Annotated in this window: 13 protein-coding genes; 1 reads left to right on the top strand and 12 read right to left on the bottom strand. The window is 32.4% G+C overall.

The features are described 5' to 3' along the window. Positions 1-60 precede the first annotated feature (60 nt). The gene (gene acsV / locus I2A66_RS10145; RefSeq protein WP_147516384.1) at positions 61-1,989 is read right to left on the bottom strand and encodes a corrinoid activation/regeneration protein AcsV; all 1,929 of its coding nucleotides are present in this window, start codon (positions 1,987-1,989) and stop codon (positions 61-63) included. 243 nt (positions 1,990-2,232) lie between these two features. On the opposite strand from acsV, the gene I2A66_RS10150 reads away from it, so the two are divergent. Then, entirely contained in the window at positions 2,233-3,279 is a 1,047-nt protein-coding gene (locus I2A66_RS10150) for a zinc-dependent alcohol dehydrogenase (RefSeq protein WP_330615469.1), read from the top strand. 80 nt (positions 3,280-3,359) lie between these two features. Here the strand turns inward: I2A66_RS10150 and gcvH are convergent, their stop codons facing one another. The 11 genes from gcvH to I2A66_RS10205 all read right to left on the bottom strand — a co-directional run bounded on the left by gcvH (position 3,360) and on the right by I2A66_RS10205 (position 14,613). Next, the gene (gene gcvH / locus I2A66_RS10155; RefSeq protein ID WP_122639288.1) at positions 3,360-3,734 is read right to left on the bottom strand and encodes a glycine cleavage system protein GcvH; all 375 of its coding nucleotides are present in this window, start codon (positions 3,732-3,734) and stop codon (positions 3,360-3,362) included. 20 nt (positions 3,735-3,754) lie between these two features. Then, positions 3,755-5,884, bottom strand: coding sequence for an acetyl-CoA decarbonylase/synthase complex subunit alpha/beta (gene acsB, locus I2A66_RS10160; RefSeq protein WP_195251563.1), 2,130 nt, complete (start codon positions 5,882-5,884; stop codon positions 3,755-3,757). A 65-nt stretch (positions 5,885-5,949) separates the two neighbouring features. Beyond that, the gene (gene acsE, locus I2A66_RS10165) at positions 5,950-6,762 is read right to left on the bottom strand and encodes a carbon monoxide dehydrogenase/acetyl-CoA synthase methytransferase subunit (protein ID WP_122639290.1); all 813 of its coding nucleotides are present in this window, start codon (positions 6,760-6,762) and stop codon (positions 5,950-5,952) included. Between the two features lie 55 nt (positions 6,763-6,817). Next, positions 6,818-8,194 (bottom strand): acetyl-CoA decarbonylase/synthase complex subunit gamma, encoded by a 1,377-nt coding sequence (gene acsC, locus I2A66_RS10170; protein WP_147516383.1) that lies wholly within the window; start codon positions 8,192-8,194, stop codon positions 6,818-6,820. A 29-nt stretch (positions 8,195-8,223) separates the two neighbouring features. Further along, positions 8,224-9,168, bottom strand: coding sequence for an acetyl-CoA decarbonylase/synthase complex subunit delta (acsD, locus tag I2A66_RS10175; RefSeq protein WP_122639292.1), 945 nt, complete (start codon positions 9,166-9,168; stop codon positions 8,224-8,226). Between the two features lie 19 nt (positions 9,169-9,187). Continuing rightward, positions 9,188-9,958 carry an ATP-binding protein gene (locus I2A66_RS10180; RefSeq protein ID WP_122639293.1) on the bottom strand — a complete coding sequence of 257 codons (771 nt, stop codon included), beginning with the start codon at positions 9,956-9,958 and terminating at the stop codon, positions 9,188-9,190. A gap of 71 nt (positions 9,959-10,029) precedes the next feature. Beyond that, positions 10,030-11,427, bottom strand: a complete 1,398-nt coding sequence (gene lpdA, locus I2A66_RS10185; protein ID WP_147516382.1) for a dihydrolipoyl dehydrogenase — start codon at positions 11,425-11,427, stop codon at positions 10,030-10,032. 23 nt (positions 11,428-11,450) lie between these two features. Continuing rightward, positions 11,451-12,332, bottom strand: a complete 882-nt coding sequence (locus I2A66_RS10190; protein WP_147516381.1) for a methylenetetrahydrofolate reductase — start codon at positions 12,330-12,332, stop codon at positions 11,451-11,453. Between the two features lie 34 nt (positions 12,333-12,366). After that, positions 12,367-13,047 (bottom strand): methylenetetrahydrofolate reductase C-terminal domain-containing protein, encoded by a 681-nt coding sequence (locus tag I2A66_RS10195; RefSeq protein WP_122639296.1) that lies wholly within the window; start codon positions 13,045-13,047, stop codon positions 12,367-12,369. Between the two features lie 26 nt (positions 13,048-13,073). Then, positions 13,074-13,949, bottom strand: a complete 876-nt coding sequence (locus I2A66_RS10200) for a bifunctional 5,10-methylenetetrahydrofolate dehydrogenase/5,10-methenyltetrahydrofolate cyclohydrolase (protein WP_122639297.1) — start codon at positions 13,947-13,949, stop codon at positions 13,074-13,076. Between the two features lie 31 nt (positions 13,950-13,980). Then, a complete protein-coding gene (locus I2A66_RS10205; RefSeq protein ID WP_122639298.1) occupies positions 13,981-14,613 on the bottom strand; it encodes a cyclodeaminase/cyclohydrolase family protein in 633 nt (210 codons plus the stop codon). Positions 14,614-14,695 lie beyond the last annotated feature (82 nt).

Raw genomic sequence — 14,695 nt, forward strand, 5'->3', positions numbered from 1 at the left:
TATGAATTACTATAATATGTATAGTTATACAATTCTATATATAAATTATAATACTTCTTACTATATCTTTAAAAGTTCTTTTACTGATGGAAATTCCTCTATATTTGTATGAGGTAAGAAACATGCAGATACAAATTCATCCATATACCCAGGATAAACACTAAGTTCAACATAAGTCATCTGGCTCGCAATTTCCTCTAACTTATTTTTAGCATCTCTGCTTATTAACGCTAAGTAAGATCCTACTAATGAACTATTTCCAATATACTTAAACTTATCTCTAGATACATCTGGAAGCAATCCTATAGTTATTGCATTTTCCATATTTAAGCTATTTCCTATACCTCCGGCAATATAAACTTTATCTAATACACTAAAGTCCATTCCTAAACTATCTAAAAGTACGGATGCACCCGAGTATATAGCCCCTTTAGCTCTTATAAAATTATCAATATCTACTTCATTTACAATTATGTCATTTTCTAAATTGTATTCTTCTTTAAATGCTAATACATATTCCCCTATTTCATTTTCATCAAATCTAATTCTTGGATTATCTATATCTTTTTGTATCTTTCCTCTTCTATCTATAATTCCATTTATAATCATCTGACATATCAAGTCAATTATTCCTGATCCACATATACCAATAGGTTCACAATCACCTATAATTTTTAAAGTTGGTTCTAATGTATCTGAATTAATTTTAATCCCTTCTATAGCTCCACAAGATGCCCTCATTCCACACCTAATACCTCCACCTTCAAAGGCAGGGCCTGCAGAACAAGCACAACTCATCATAAAGTCTTTATTTCCAAATACAATCTCTCCATTTGTACCTAAATCTATAAATAATACATTTTCTTCATTAGCCCATATCCCTGCTGATAATACACCTGCAGTTATATCTCCACCTACATAACTAGATACATTCGGTGCTAGGTAAACATATGCACTATCATTAACTTCTAGTTCTACATTTTCTCCCATTAGTTTAGGTGATCTTAAAAAAGGTGGTATATAAGGTTCTCTTCTTAAGAAATCTGGATAAACTCCTAAAAGCAAACTAGACATTGTCGTATTACCAGATGCTACAACACTTATAACATCATCTTTATTTATATTATTTTTTTCATATATAGATCTAAGTAATGGGTTTATGGTTTCATGTATAATTGCTTTATATAAAATATCAAGACCATCCTTCTTTGTTGCAAATACTATTCTATTAATCACGTCTGCTCCGTATTTTATTTGAGCATTACCTGATGATGCTTTATCTATAAGTACTTGATTCTCTAATTCTACTAAACAAACTACAACTGATGTTGTCCCTATGTCTATTGCTACTCCGTATAAAGACTCTCCTGTATCACCTGAATCTATATTTATTATTGTTAGCTTATTCTTTTTTTGTACGTATGTTAATGTTACTTTGAAATCATTTTCTCTAAGTACCTTAGGTATTTTTCTTAATATATCTAATCTAAAATCAATTTCATTATAGCCCAAATTATTTCTAATATATCTTTGTAATCTATCAACGTCACTTATATTATCATCTAATGTAGGCTCATCTAATTCAATATATTTTTTCTTAATATTTGTACGAAATTCTAGGTTATGATTTGAAGCAATATCTTTAGCTCTATTAAAAATAGCCTCGTCCTTTTCTTTCCCCCCACCTTCAATTTTCATACCATGCATAGATGAAGACAACTTAGATGGTACTTCTACCTCAATATCTGAAACTACCCTAGAGTTACATGCTAATACATAACCTTGCTTAACTTCATCGTCAGTTATATGCCTTGTTTTCTCTGTATCTACATTTCCATTTAAAACCTTAACCTTACATTTCCCACATGACACATTACCATTACATGGTGCATCTATAAATATATCTGCAGCCCTTGCTACATCAAGTAATAAATCCCCTTCTTTGCAATAAGTCTCTTTATTATGAGACTTAAAAAGTACCTTTATCATACTCTATTCCCCCTATTATAGTCTCTATTATAATTTTAGCATAAATTTCCACAATATATATATTAAATAAGAAACTAATCTATACCTTTTCAAGAATATTTAAATTCAATTTTATTAAAACTAAATATAAATTAATTTTACTATACAGGAGGACAATTTTTGAAAGCTATTGTATATGAATGAATAAAAAAGGTAAATGTACGTGATGTAGAAGATCCAAAAATAGAAAAAAATGATGATATTATTGTTAAAGTAACATCTACCGCTATATGTGGTTCAGATCTTCATTTAATTCATGGTATGATTCCTAATCTAAAAAAGAATTCAATTTTAGGTCACGAAACAATGGGAATAGTTGAGGAAGTGGGAAAAGATGTTAATAAAGTAAAAAAAGGTGACAGAGTTATAGTTCCATTTCCTGTAGCATGTGGACATTGCTTTTATTGTGAACACAAGTTATATAGCCAATGTGATAACTCAAATGAATATGGTGAATGTGGTGGAATATTTGGATATAGCGATACATTTGGTGGGTATGATGGTGGACAAGCAGAGTATTTAAGAGTACCTTATGCTAATGTTGGTCCTATAACAATTCCCGAAGAATTATCTGATGATCAGGCACTTTTCCTTACTGATGTTTTACCAACATCTTATTGGGGAGTAGATAACGCAGATGTAAAAAAGGGGGATACTGTAGTTGTTCTTGGTTGTGGACCTATAGGTCTTTCTGCTATAAAGTGGCTTATGCTAAAAAATGTAAAAAGAATTATTGCCGTAGATAGAGTTTCATATAGACTAAACCATGCATCTTCATATAAAGGCGTTGAAGTAATTAATTTTGAAGATCATTATGATACTGGTGAGTATATAAAAGAAATTACTCAAGGAGGTGCTGATGTAGTCTTAGATTGTGTTGGTATGGATGGTGTAATGTCAAATTTTGAAAAAGTAGAAACTTTATTAAAATTACAAGGTGGCTCAAAATCAGCAATTGAAATATCTTCTCGTTGTATTAGAAAAGGTGGAACAGTCATGATGGTTGGAGTCTATGGTGCAAGATATAATTTATTCCCGCTAGGTGACTTCTTTTCTAGAAATATAACTATAAAAATGGGACAATGTCCTGCACAAGCTTATATTCCTAAGATTTTAGACATAATAAAAAAAGGTGAATATGATCCTACTGACATAATTACTCATAAACTATCTTTATCTGAGGGTAAATATGCCTATGATATATTTGATAGTAAGCTAGATAATTGTATAAAAGTAGTTTTAAAGCCATAAATATTTCACCTTATAATATATATAACTATATTAAAGATAGAAATTCGCTGCAGTCGAATTCCTATCTTTAATTAATAAAATTACTCTAATGTGCTTTCATATAAATCTGAATTTAATAAACTTTCTAATTCATCAGCATCAGAAAATTTAACTTTAACTATCCATGCATCATATGGATCTTCATTTATATATTCAGGTTCATCTTCTAATTTTTCATTTATTTCTACTACTTCACCTGATACTGGAGCAATTAAATCAGATGCTACCTTAGAAGATTCTACTACACCAAAGTCGTCCCCTTGAGTTAGTGTATCTTCAACTTCAGGCATTTCTACAAATAGAACTTCTCCTAATTGTTCTTGAGCAAAATCAGTTATTCCTATATAACCATATTCTCCTTCAACTCTTACCCAAGTATGCTTATCACTATATCTTAATTCTGGTATAACCTTCATATTATTCCTCCTAAGTAATATTACATTACAGCTTCCATTGCTAATGCTGGATGGCCTTTTTCTTCTAAGAATGCAAGTACACCTTCAGAATCATTAGCTATTGTTTCATCACAAATCATATCTGTGAAGTTTTCTATTCCTGTCATTTCCTTGACAGTATCATTTAATTTATCAGCTACATAATCTTTTAATTCTTTTGGCATCCAAACTATTCTTTCTGGTCCACCTTCTGCATACGCGAATTTTTTAGAAGATATAAAGTGTCTTCCATGCCCCATAAATCCTGGAGTTTGAACTCCTCCACCTGTCATAGATGCTAGTTCTCCAAATGTCATACCTACTGGAGTTATTCCAGGGAATTCTCTATTTACTATAACAAATCCATTAGCTTCAGGCATTATACCGCATATACACTCGAAACATCCACAAGAAGTCATTGGGTCTTCAAGTATAGAGTACAATGTAACACTTTCAACTGCACCTTGAGATATTTGGTTAACTGTTTCATTTACAGAATTCCATCTACCTAATCTATCATCTAAGCAATCTCCTTTTACAACTGGTTGACATGGACCTGTTGGATCTAATTCTTTAGTTGCTTTAGCATCTAACCAACTAACAGCTCCACAAAGACCAAGTCTCTCAGGAGTTACTATACAAACGTGAGCTGGTGCAAATGATTGACATAAGTTACAAGAATAGAATGTATCAACACTCTCATCAACTAATGATGCTAATCTTTCATCTCTAGCATCATATCTAGCTACAGCTTCAGATTTTCTAGCAGAAACTTGTTCTGGATCAGTTATTATAACTATTTCACATTTATCAACAACTGTATCAAATTCATCTTTCATTTTAGCATATAGAACTTCACCTATATGTTGTAATCTAAATCCTTTTTCATAAGCATCTTTAGATATTCTTACCCAAGACATATCTCTTTGACCAACATGCATTACACCTTCTATATAGTTTAAGAAGTAATGGAAACGTCTTTCAAGAACTGGTTCAAAGTCATCTTGCATTGCTTTACCAGCTATTTTAACTATTACAGCAAGTGGTAATCTTATTAATCCATTTACTGGTTCTACTTCATCTATATTTGGTCCTATTATTTCTATTTTATGATCTTCAACTTCAGAAGCTTCTTTATGTACAACAAGCTCCCAAGCTTCAGTTTTATTTCCACCAAATTCAGCTATCATATCACCTTTTCTTATTCTTTCACCTTCGAAAGCTGCAGCAAATGATACTGGTATAGGTATTTCAGTTATTTTTATTTTTATATTTCTAGCTTCTAAAGAAGTAGCTACAAATTTATCATAATCTTTTTGAGTTAATAAGTTCATTGGAACTTCAAGAACAGTTTGATCAGTTATAACTGGGAATCCTAAAGCTATTGCTCCAGCTCCAGCAGAAACAACTAACTCACTAAGTGGTCCAAATGCATTAACAAATGCTGGAACCCTCTTAGAAGTATATTCTAATAATCCTGAAAGATCTCCTGGAGTTAATGCTCCGAATATTAATGCTGCTCTTATAGCAACTGATACAACATGTATAACAGAAGTTACATCATATCCTAAAGGTATAACCCTTAAGTCAACTCCCATTTTTACTCCTGCTTCTATAACTTGATCTATAACTTTACCAACTAAGAAAGTTAATAAACCTTTAGATTGATAATCCTTAACTATTTTAGCTGCAGTTTCAGAGTCTGGGCATTCACCAAGTACAACTGCAACCCCGGGTATATCTCCTGTAACTAAAGGTACACCTAAAGATCTTATTATTGGGTCACCTACATGACCTGCACATGGAGCTTGGTATGGTTCTTCCATAGTTGCATACTTTATAGCTTCTATAACTTCTGCAGCTAAAGCTGTAGCTAAACCAGAATTTAAAGCATGCTCTAATAAATGAGTTCTATTTATTAGAGATTCAACTACTGTTAAAGCACCTTCTAAGTCTCCAAGAGTACTCATTTTTTGCCCTGTTGCTGCATATATGCAAGGTAATGAGTATGCAGTATCAGGGAATGATACTGGATGTTCCTTCCCATGTTGAGCTATAGCATCAGCAAGCATTCCTTTAGCAGCATCTAACGCTTGTTCTGAACCTGTAAAAATTATATTATATAAATTCACTCTACTTCCCCCTTTTTAGCCCCAGCTTTATAGCTGAGGCTTAATAATTTAAACTAGTTTATATCTTATACGTTATATTCAAATGCACCTTCGTTTATTTCTAAGAATGAATCTGCATATAAAGATGCTCCATTTATTATGTCGCAAGATTTTATAGTTTGCATTAATAACTCATCACATGGGTTTACTATTGCAGAACTAAATCCGTTAGCCATTGCCATAGCTAAGAAGTTACTATCTAATATAGGTCTTATATGTTTTGGACAACCATTAGATACATTTGATAATCCGCCTGTAGTTGGAAGTCCCATCTCTGTCATCATTCTTATTGCTTCTAATACTTCTACTTGCTTATCTTGCATACCTTTTATAACTAAGCATAATGGGTCAAATAACATGTCAGATGGATCTAATCCTAGCATTAAACCTTTTTCTAACATTTCTTGACAGTATGCCATACGTTCATCGTTATCTTTAGGTATACCATCTTTAGCACATAAAGCTATAACTTTAGCTTCATATTCAGCAGCTAAATCTATCATGTCTAATCTTCCTCCTGCATCTGCAGAGTTTACAATTGGTTTAGCATGCTCTCTATTGTAAACTTTAAGACCTGCCTCTATAGCTTTTCTATTTGCAGTATCTAATGCTAGTGGAACATTATTAAGTTCAGATTGAAGCATTTGAACTCCCCAAGTCATTATTTCTTCTCCATCCCTTTCAGCTGGGCCTATATTAAAATCTATATAATGAGCACCGGCATCTAATTGAGCTTTAGCTCTTCTTAATATTGGCTCAGGATCTCTTTCTGCTAGTGCTTTTCTTATTTCTGGCGATATACAGTGTATTCTTTCACCTATAATCATAAATTTTTCCATTATCTATTTCCCCCTTATGGACTAATAATTAATTTATTTTAAATAATTATTTATACTAAGCGTTAGCTAATTCTTGAGCTTTCTTAGCTTGATAATCTTTTAAGAACTTAGGTATTTCCATAGACTCTTCTGTACCTATTATTATATTCCAATCTGGTAGATTCTCTTCTAAGTCTCCTTTTATAACAGCAACTTTACCTGGTATTATTAAATCTCTGTTATTAGTCTTTTCTGCTATACCACATTCTTTAACGAATGCTGCTATAGAGTTTCCACCAAACTTACCAGCAGCCCATGAAGTAAGAACTGAGTATCCACCTGCATCTGGTATTACTAACCAACATGGTACTTTAGATCTTTCTATATCTCCTGATACTATAAAGTAAGTTAATGCAAAGTCAACAGTGACTAATACTGGAGAATTTTCATCTGGGTTATTTATTGGGTATATCTTAGGCTCAACTCTCATTGGTCTTTGTGGGTCAGTGTAGATATTTTGTCTTAATGCAAATAAAGGTAATGCTTTTGAATAATCTATATCATCTAATACTATTATTGATCCGTATTTTATTGTAAATACAGAAGATAAAGCAACTTCCATCATTGGATTGTTATTAGATAATTTATTTGCAAATATTATTGATGGGTATCCGAATGTTCTGTCTTGTTCCTTTAATGCAATTCTTCTAACTTGAACTGCATTAGTATAAGTATCTTTTATATTTTCTCCAGTTACATCTAAAACTAATTCTTTGTAACCAGCACTTTGTATAGCTTCTACTGTAGAGTATAATTCTTCTAAACTAGATGCTTTAACACCTAATGCTAAATTTGCAGCTTTAACTACATCTATCATAGCTTTATAGTTATCTTTATTAGCTCCATATACTATTGGATTAGTACCTTCTAATAAAGCTACAGCTTCTTTAGCAACATCAGCATCTTCACAATCTACTATGTATGCTATTTTTAATTCACTATCTTTTAATTTATTTATTAATGACACGTAAGCATCTTTGTTTCCATTATATTTTAATAATGCAAACTCAACTTTCATTTCTTCACCTATTCTTACGTAGTCAACTAACTTCATGTTTGCTATCTTATCATTTACTGCTTCTTCACTCATTCCATCACAGAATTGAACAGCAAATCTATTTCTACTTACTAAAGTTTTTTCATGTCTAAATAATACAGTTTCTCCACCTAAAGTATATTCAGATTCTCCTGTACCTACTTTTAATGCTTTCATTAAAGGTGCAGTAGCTTCTGATAATTTAGCTATTGCATCATCTGACATATGTGGACATTTACCTACTTCTACTGCTCCTGAAGCAACCTTCATAGAGAATGCCATACAAGTTGGAAAACCACAATCTTTACAGTTTTTCTTTGGTGTTAATTTAAATATATCTAAAGCTTTTAATGCCATTTTTATATCCCCCTAACCTTACAAATAAATTAAGCTAATTCGCTAATTAAATTTTTTATAGTTTTTATTGATTCTGGATGACGAAGTATTACTGCATTTGATCCACCAACTAATACACTTGCAGCTGTAGAAACTTCCATAGCTATTGATCTTTGTTCTGGACATCCCCAGCTTGGCTCATCTTCAACTGGAGCTATAGCTTCTTTAACATGACCTACTTCCATTGCAACTGGAGTTATTATTGGCATTTGTAATGATTTATCATTTTGAGCAAATGCTGCAAGTCTTATTCTATCCATAGTAGATGCAACATACTCATATCCATATCCAACAGCTGAACATCCTACGTTCATAACTATATTATCTGATTTAACTCCTAACTGAGTTAATAATACGTTCATTTGTTTAGCTAAGTTTATATCAACTGAAGATTCAGCTCCTACTTTGTGGCTATATGCCATACCAGCTGAAGCACCTACAGTTTTGTAGTTATCTTCTACAGCTGACATAAATAAACAATTGTGACCATCTAAAGCTTGAGCTAATTTTTCAAATAATTTTCCATCTTTTTCATGGTTTCCTGTTCCTGCTACAACTAATGGTACGCTTATAGCTTCAACAACAGCTTTAGCAACAGTAGCACATTCTTCTGGAGTTTTATCTAATCCATTTGGATCTGCTCCATCAAATTTTAAGCATATAAAATCTGCTTCTGTATTTGCTTCTACATATTTAGCCCATTCAACTGGATCGTTAGCTACACCTTTATACATTTCTTTATAACAATCTAACCAGCTTTCTGGATATACATCAGATATTTGTATACCTACTGCTTGTTTATTTCCTACCTCTCCATCAAAACCATAAAATGGTAAAACATTTTCTCCACCTAACTTTATTGCCTTATCTCCTGTCCCTATTTCCACTTCTGATATTTTACCAGAATACTTTTGAACAGACATTTTAAATGCCATAATTATTTCCCCCTTAAGCCTATTTTAATTCTAATTTTGCTATTATTTCTTTAATAGCTTTTTTAGCTTTTGAATCTTCAGGTAAGCTTACTAATGGTTTACCTGTTGAATCATATTCATATATTAATTCATCTAAAGGTACGATTCCTATAAGGTCTAGCTTGTATTTTTCTATTTCTTCTTTTACACCTTCATGTAAAATCCCATCAGGAACTTTATTTACTATAAGTTTTGTATCTCCTACACTTAGGTTCAATTCTTCAGCTAAATCTCTTATTCTAGCAACAGCTTGTATACTACGTCTTGAGCAATCACTTACTAAAAGTAGTGTGTCTACATGTCTAGTAGTTTTTCTACTTAAGTGTTCCATACCAGCTTCATTGTCTATGACTACATAATTATAATGATTTGAAATTTTTTGAACTTGTTCTCTTAAGATCCCATTGACAAAACAATAACAACCTTCTCCTTCAGAACGCCCCATAACTAATAAGTCATAGCCTTCTCCTTCTTCAATTATAGAATTTAATCTATATTGTAAAAATTGTGCTTTTGTCATACCTCCAGGGAATGAATTACCTAATTTTTCTCTTTGATTGACTTCTTCTCTGATTTGACCTATTGATGCCTCTACATCTATGCCTAACACCTCATTTATATTAGCATTGGCATCTGCATCTACAACTAATACTGGTGACTTTTTATCTTCTATTAAAGAATTAACTAAAAGCCCTGTAAGACTTGTTTTCCCAGTTCCACCTTTTCCTGCAACAGCTATATTATATCCCATATTAAGACTTCCCCCTTGTCATTGTCAAAACAGAGCTTAAAGTTAAATTATTTATTTTACTCTGTTTTGTATTATGCTTTAACTAATTTTGGAGCTGCATGAACACATTCTCCATGTACATCATGAAGAGCTTCCATTAATCCTTCTGATAAGCTTGGATGTGCATGTATTATATCTCCTACTTGTTCTACTGTTAGCCCTAAGCCAACTGCTAAAGATAATTCAGTTAATAAGTCTGTAGCATGAGGTCCTACTATTGAAGCTCCTATAATTTTATCATCTTTACCAGCAAGAACTTTTATAAATCCTTGGATATGTCCGATAGCTTGAGCTTTTCCTAATGCTCTAAAATCAAACTGACCTACCTTATATTCTTCATTATCAGCTTGAAGTTGTTTTTCAGTTTTACCAACACCAGCAACTTCTGGTTGGGTATATACACATCTTGGTACTGCATTATAATTTACTGTTTTTTTGCCTCCCAAAGCATTAACAGCTGCTACTTCACCTTCTTTAGAGGCAACATGTGCAAGCATTGCAGTATCAATTATATCCCCTATTGCATATATACCTTCAACATTAGTTTCTAGGTATTCGTTAACTTTAACCTTACCTCTTCCAATTAATTCTATACCTAATTCTTCTATTCCTGAATTCTTTAAGTTTGGCTTTCTACCAACTGCAACTAAACAAGTATCAGCAGTCACTGACTTCCCATTTGACAGTGTTGCTACAACTTTATTATCTACTATCCCGCAAGTCTGTACCCCTACACCTGCTAACACTTTAATTTTATCCTTTTTGAACTGTCTCTGCAACTGTTTAGCTACATCTTTATCTTCATTTCCTAAAATATGTTCTGCCATTTCTACTATAGTAACTTGAGTGCCTAAATTTTGAAAAAATTGACCTATTTCAGATCCTATAACACCACCTCCAACTATCAACATAGATTGTGGAAGTTCTTCTAAACCTAAGACTTCATCGCTAGTTATTACAATTTTTCCATCATATGGGAACATTGGTGGTACTACTGGAACCGATCCATTAGCTAATATTATTTTATCTGCCTTTACTAATTCTTTTGATCCATCTTCCTTAGTTACTTCTATAGTATTTTTATCTATTAATTTACCAAATCCATTAATTGTTTGGATTCCTCTTTTATCAAATAAAAATTCAATACCAGATATAAGTTGATCTACAACCTTATTTTTTCTAGCCATTATAGCAGAAAAATCTGGTTTTATTTCACCTTCTATATTTATTCCAAAACTTTTAGCTTCTTTCACATTCATTAACATTGAAGAAGATGCTAGCAATGCCTTAGTTGGTATACAACCAACATTTAAGCATGTTCCTCCAAGTCTTTTTTTCTCTATAACTACAACTTCATCAGCACCATGCATAGCTGCTTTTATAGCTGCTACATATCCTCCTGGACCTCCACCTACTACTGCTATTTTCATAAATTTAATTCGCCCCCTTAATCTTATAAACCTGCAGCATCAAGTATTAACGGAACATTCTCTTCTGCTCCAATAGCCATTATGTGAACACCATCACATAAGTTTTCTTCTTTTATTTGTCTTATAAATTCTCCGGCCATTTTAATACCTTCTTGGACATAATTTCCTTTTCCAGCTGCTTTTAATCTTTCTATTTGATCATCTGGCACGAATATACCAGGAACATTAGCAGTCATAAATCTAGCCATACCTGGTGATTTTAACGGAACTATACCAGCTAATATTTTACAATCCATATTTTTAGTAAGCTCTCTAAATTTTCTTAAATGATCTATATCATAAACTGCTTGAGTTTGGAAGAACTTAGCTCCAGCATTTATTTTCTTCTGCATTTTTAACAATTGTACTTCTATTGGAGCATATTCAGGCGTAACTGATGCACCTAAGTAGAAATTAGTTTTTCCTTTTAGCTCTAGTCCAACACTATCTACACCACTATTTAATGTAGTTGCTGTAGTTAATATACTTACAGAATCTAAATCAAATACACTTTTAGCTTGTGGATGGTCTCCAACACAAGTATGGTCTCCTGTTAAAGCAAGTAAGTTTTCTATTCCAAATACACCAGCTGAAAGCATCTCACCTTCTATAGCAATTCTATTTCTATCTCTACCAGTCATTTGTATTACTGGTTCAAGCCCTATATCTTTTAACATTTTACATGTAGCAAGAGAAGTTGCTCTCATAACTGCTGATTGGAAATCTGTTACATTAGTAGCATGAACTCTACCAACACATTTTTTTGCACATTCTAAAAGGTGAGAAAGATCTGTACCTTTTGGAGGTGCCATCTCAGCAGTTATTGCAAATTCGCCTCTTTCTAATACTTCTTGTAATAAGCTCATTTATAAAATCCCCCTTTTTAACCTTTAAAAGTTATTAAGCTTCAGCTTTAGCAGCTTCTTGTGCTTTTTTCTTTAGATCTAAACTTCTTGGATTATTTTGTTTTGAATAATCTTTTGGCGGTCTAACTTTAGTTAAGTTATCTAATTGACCTAAATCTTTAAGTCTTTCATATATCCTAACCCATGCACAATCATTTTCATGGCTTATTTCACATTTTCCATCTTTAGCTCCACCACATGCACCATTTATTAATCCTTTAGCACACATAGTTACTGGACATATTCCACCAGTCCATCCTAGCTCACACTCTCCACAGGCTTTACATGCTTCTTCATATTGACCAACTCTTTCAACTTCACCTATGAATAATGTATTATTTGCTGGGTATACAGGCATATTTTTAGTATTTTTAACTATAGTTTGTGTTCCATCTCCACAAGCTAAAGATAATATAGCATCAGCTTCCTTTAACTCTTCTTTAACAGCTTTTAAATCTTTTTTACATTGCAAAAGGTTACAGCAAGGATCTATTACTTTACAAGCTAATACAGTTTTTCCATTAGCCTCTAAATTTTCCTTCATAGCTTGTAATTCTGGTTCTCCACCAGTTTTACAAGTTGCAGCACATTGGTTACATCCAACTAATATAATATTTTGAGCACCTTCTAAGAAACCTAATACTTCTTCTATCGGCTTTTTATCAGAAATTACCATACCCTTATTCCCCCTTAAAAGTACATCTATTTATTATTTTGTAACTTACAAGCTTTTATAACATGTTTTGCAAGTACAGATGTAGTTACTGATCCTACACCTGCTGGAACTGGTGTTATCATAGATGCTTTTTCTATTACTGAATCTGTATCAACATCTCCACAAATTCCTCCACCTTCTGGTTTAGCATTTATACCAACATCTATTACTACCGCACCTTCTTTTATATACTCAGGAGTTACCATTCTAGCTCTACCAACAGCAGCAACTAGTATGTCAGCTTTAGATGTTACTTCTGATAAATTCTTAGTTCTAGAGTGACATATATTAACAGTAGCATTTTCACCTAATAAAAGCATTGCTACCGGTTTTCCAACTACCATAGATCTACCAAGTACAGCCACGTTAGCTCCATTTAAATCCACATTATAATGTTTTAATATTTCAACAACTGCTGTAGGAGTGCATGGTGGGAATCCTGTTTTATCTCCTTCCATTACTTTCGCTGTATTTAATGGGTTGAAACAATCCACATCTTTTTTAGGGTCTATAACATGCTTTATAACTTCTTCATCAATACCTTTAGGTAATGGTCTAAATGTTAATATCCCATTTATTTTTGGATTTTTATTTAGATCTTCTAAAGCTTCTATATATTGATCTTGAGTAACACCTTCTTCTAAAACAATTACCTCTGTCTCAATACCTATTGTTTCACATTTCTTAAGTGCTCCTCTTTCATAAGCTAAATCATTAGCTTTTTCTCCAACTCTTAATATAGCTAATTTAGGTATTATACCCTCTTTACTTAATTCATTAACCTCTTTTATTAAATTTTCGCTCATTTCATCTGCTACTGGTTTCCCTTTTATTATTTGACCTTTAGCTACTGATACTTCCATTTTCAAGATCCCCCTTAAATATAAAATTTATTTATTTTCCTAAAGCAATCTCTACCTTTTTAAATACTTCATCACAAATTTTAACTCCATCTTCTATAAGTTCTTTCATTTCCGCATTGACTTTATTTATGTATTCTTGATCTTTTATAGAGTTAACATTTATAACAACGTTTAACTCTGCTCCAAGTATAGCAGCTCTTAAACATTGAACTCCTACTCCTACATCACTTATAGCAAGTCTAGATCCTTTATCAACTAATTCTTCATGTAATTTTATTGCCTTATAACATGCTCTTACTATATTTATAGGAACTTCACATGCAACCTTTAAGGCTTTTTGCATAGTTTCTTCCTTTATTTTCTTTTCTTCATCAGTTGATGTAGGAAGTCCATAAGCTTGAGATAGTGGATAAAATCCTTCTGCATCTTTGTCTATCATTTCCAATAAATCTTTTTCTAGTTCTGATGCTTTATTTAATATTTCTTTTACACTATCTTCATATTCTGCATACTTCTTTTTACCTATAGTAAGGTTACATACCATACTACCTAAAGCCATACCAACTGCTCCAACTAAAGCTGATGCACCTCCACCACCTGGAACTGGTGCTTTAGAAGCTAGAACTTCTACAAATTCTCCACAAGTTTTTCCTGATATACTCATTAAAATTCCCCCTAATTCTACAAAAGGTCTCTATTTTAATTAAGGTAGTACCAAATGTACTACCTTAACCTATGTTCTTATC

The organism is Romboutsia sp. 1001713B170207_170306_H8, from assembly GCF_015550495.1.
GTDB lineage: Bacteria > Bacillota > Clostridia > Peptostreptococcales > Peptostreptococcaceae > Romboutsia_E.

What these genes read in the sequence shown, in the direction of transcription:
- acsV (WP_147516384.1), bottom strand. Translation starts at nt 1,989, where the DNA reads ATGATAAAGGTACTTTTTAAGTCTCATAATAAAGAGACTTATTGCAAA.
- I2A66_RS10180 (WP_122639293.1), bottom strand. Translation starts at nt 9,958, where the DNA reads ATGGGATATAATATAGCTGTTGCAGGAAAAGGTGGAACTGGGAAAACA.
- I2A66_RS10205 (WP_122639298.1), bottom strand. Translation starts at nt 14,613, where the DNA reads ATGAGTATATCAGGAAAAACTTGTGGAGAATTTGTAGAAGTTCTAGCT.
- gcvH (WP_122639288.1), bottom strand. Translation starts at nt 3,734, where the DNA reads ATGAAGGTTATACCAGAATTAAGATATAGTGATAAGCATACTTGGGTA.
- lpdA (WP_147516382.1), bottom strand. Translation starts at nt 11,427, where the DNA reads ATGAAAATAGCAGTAGTAGGTGGAGGTCCAGGAGGATATGTAGCAGCT.
- acsD (WP_122639292.1), bottom strand. Translation starts at nt 9,168, where the DNA reads ATGGCATTTAAAATGTCTGTTCAAAAGTATTCTGGTAAAATATCAGAA.
- acsC (WP_147516383.1), bottom strand. Translation starts at nt 8,194, where the DNA reads ATGGCATTAAAAGCTTTAGATATATTTAAATTAACACCAAAGAAAAAC.
- I2A66_RS10190 (WP_147516381.1), bottom strand. Translation starts at nt 12,332, where the DNA reads ATGAGCTTATTACAAGAAGTATTAGAAAGAGGCGAATTTGCAATAACT.
- I2A66_RS10200 (WP_122639297.1), bottom strand. Translation starts at nt 13,949, where the DNA reads ATGGAAGTATCAGTAGCTAAAGGTCAAATAATAAAAGGGAAACCAGTA.
- I2A66_RS10195 (WP_122639296.1), bottom strand. Translation starts at nt 13,047, where the DNA reads ATGGTAATTTCTGATAAAAAGCCGATAGAAGAAGTATTAGGTTTCTTA.
- acsE (WP_122639290.1), bottom strand. Translation starts at nt 6,762, where the DNA reads ATGGAAAAATTTATGATTATAGGTGAAAGAATACACTGTATATCGCCA.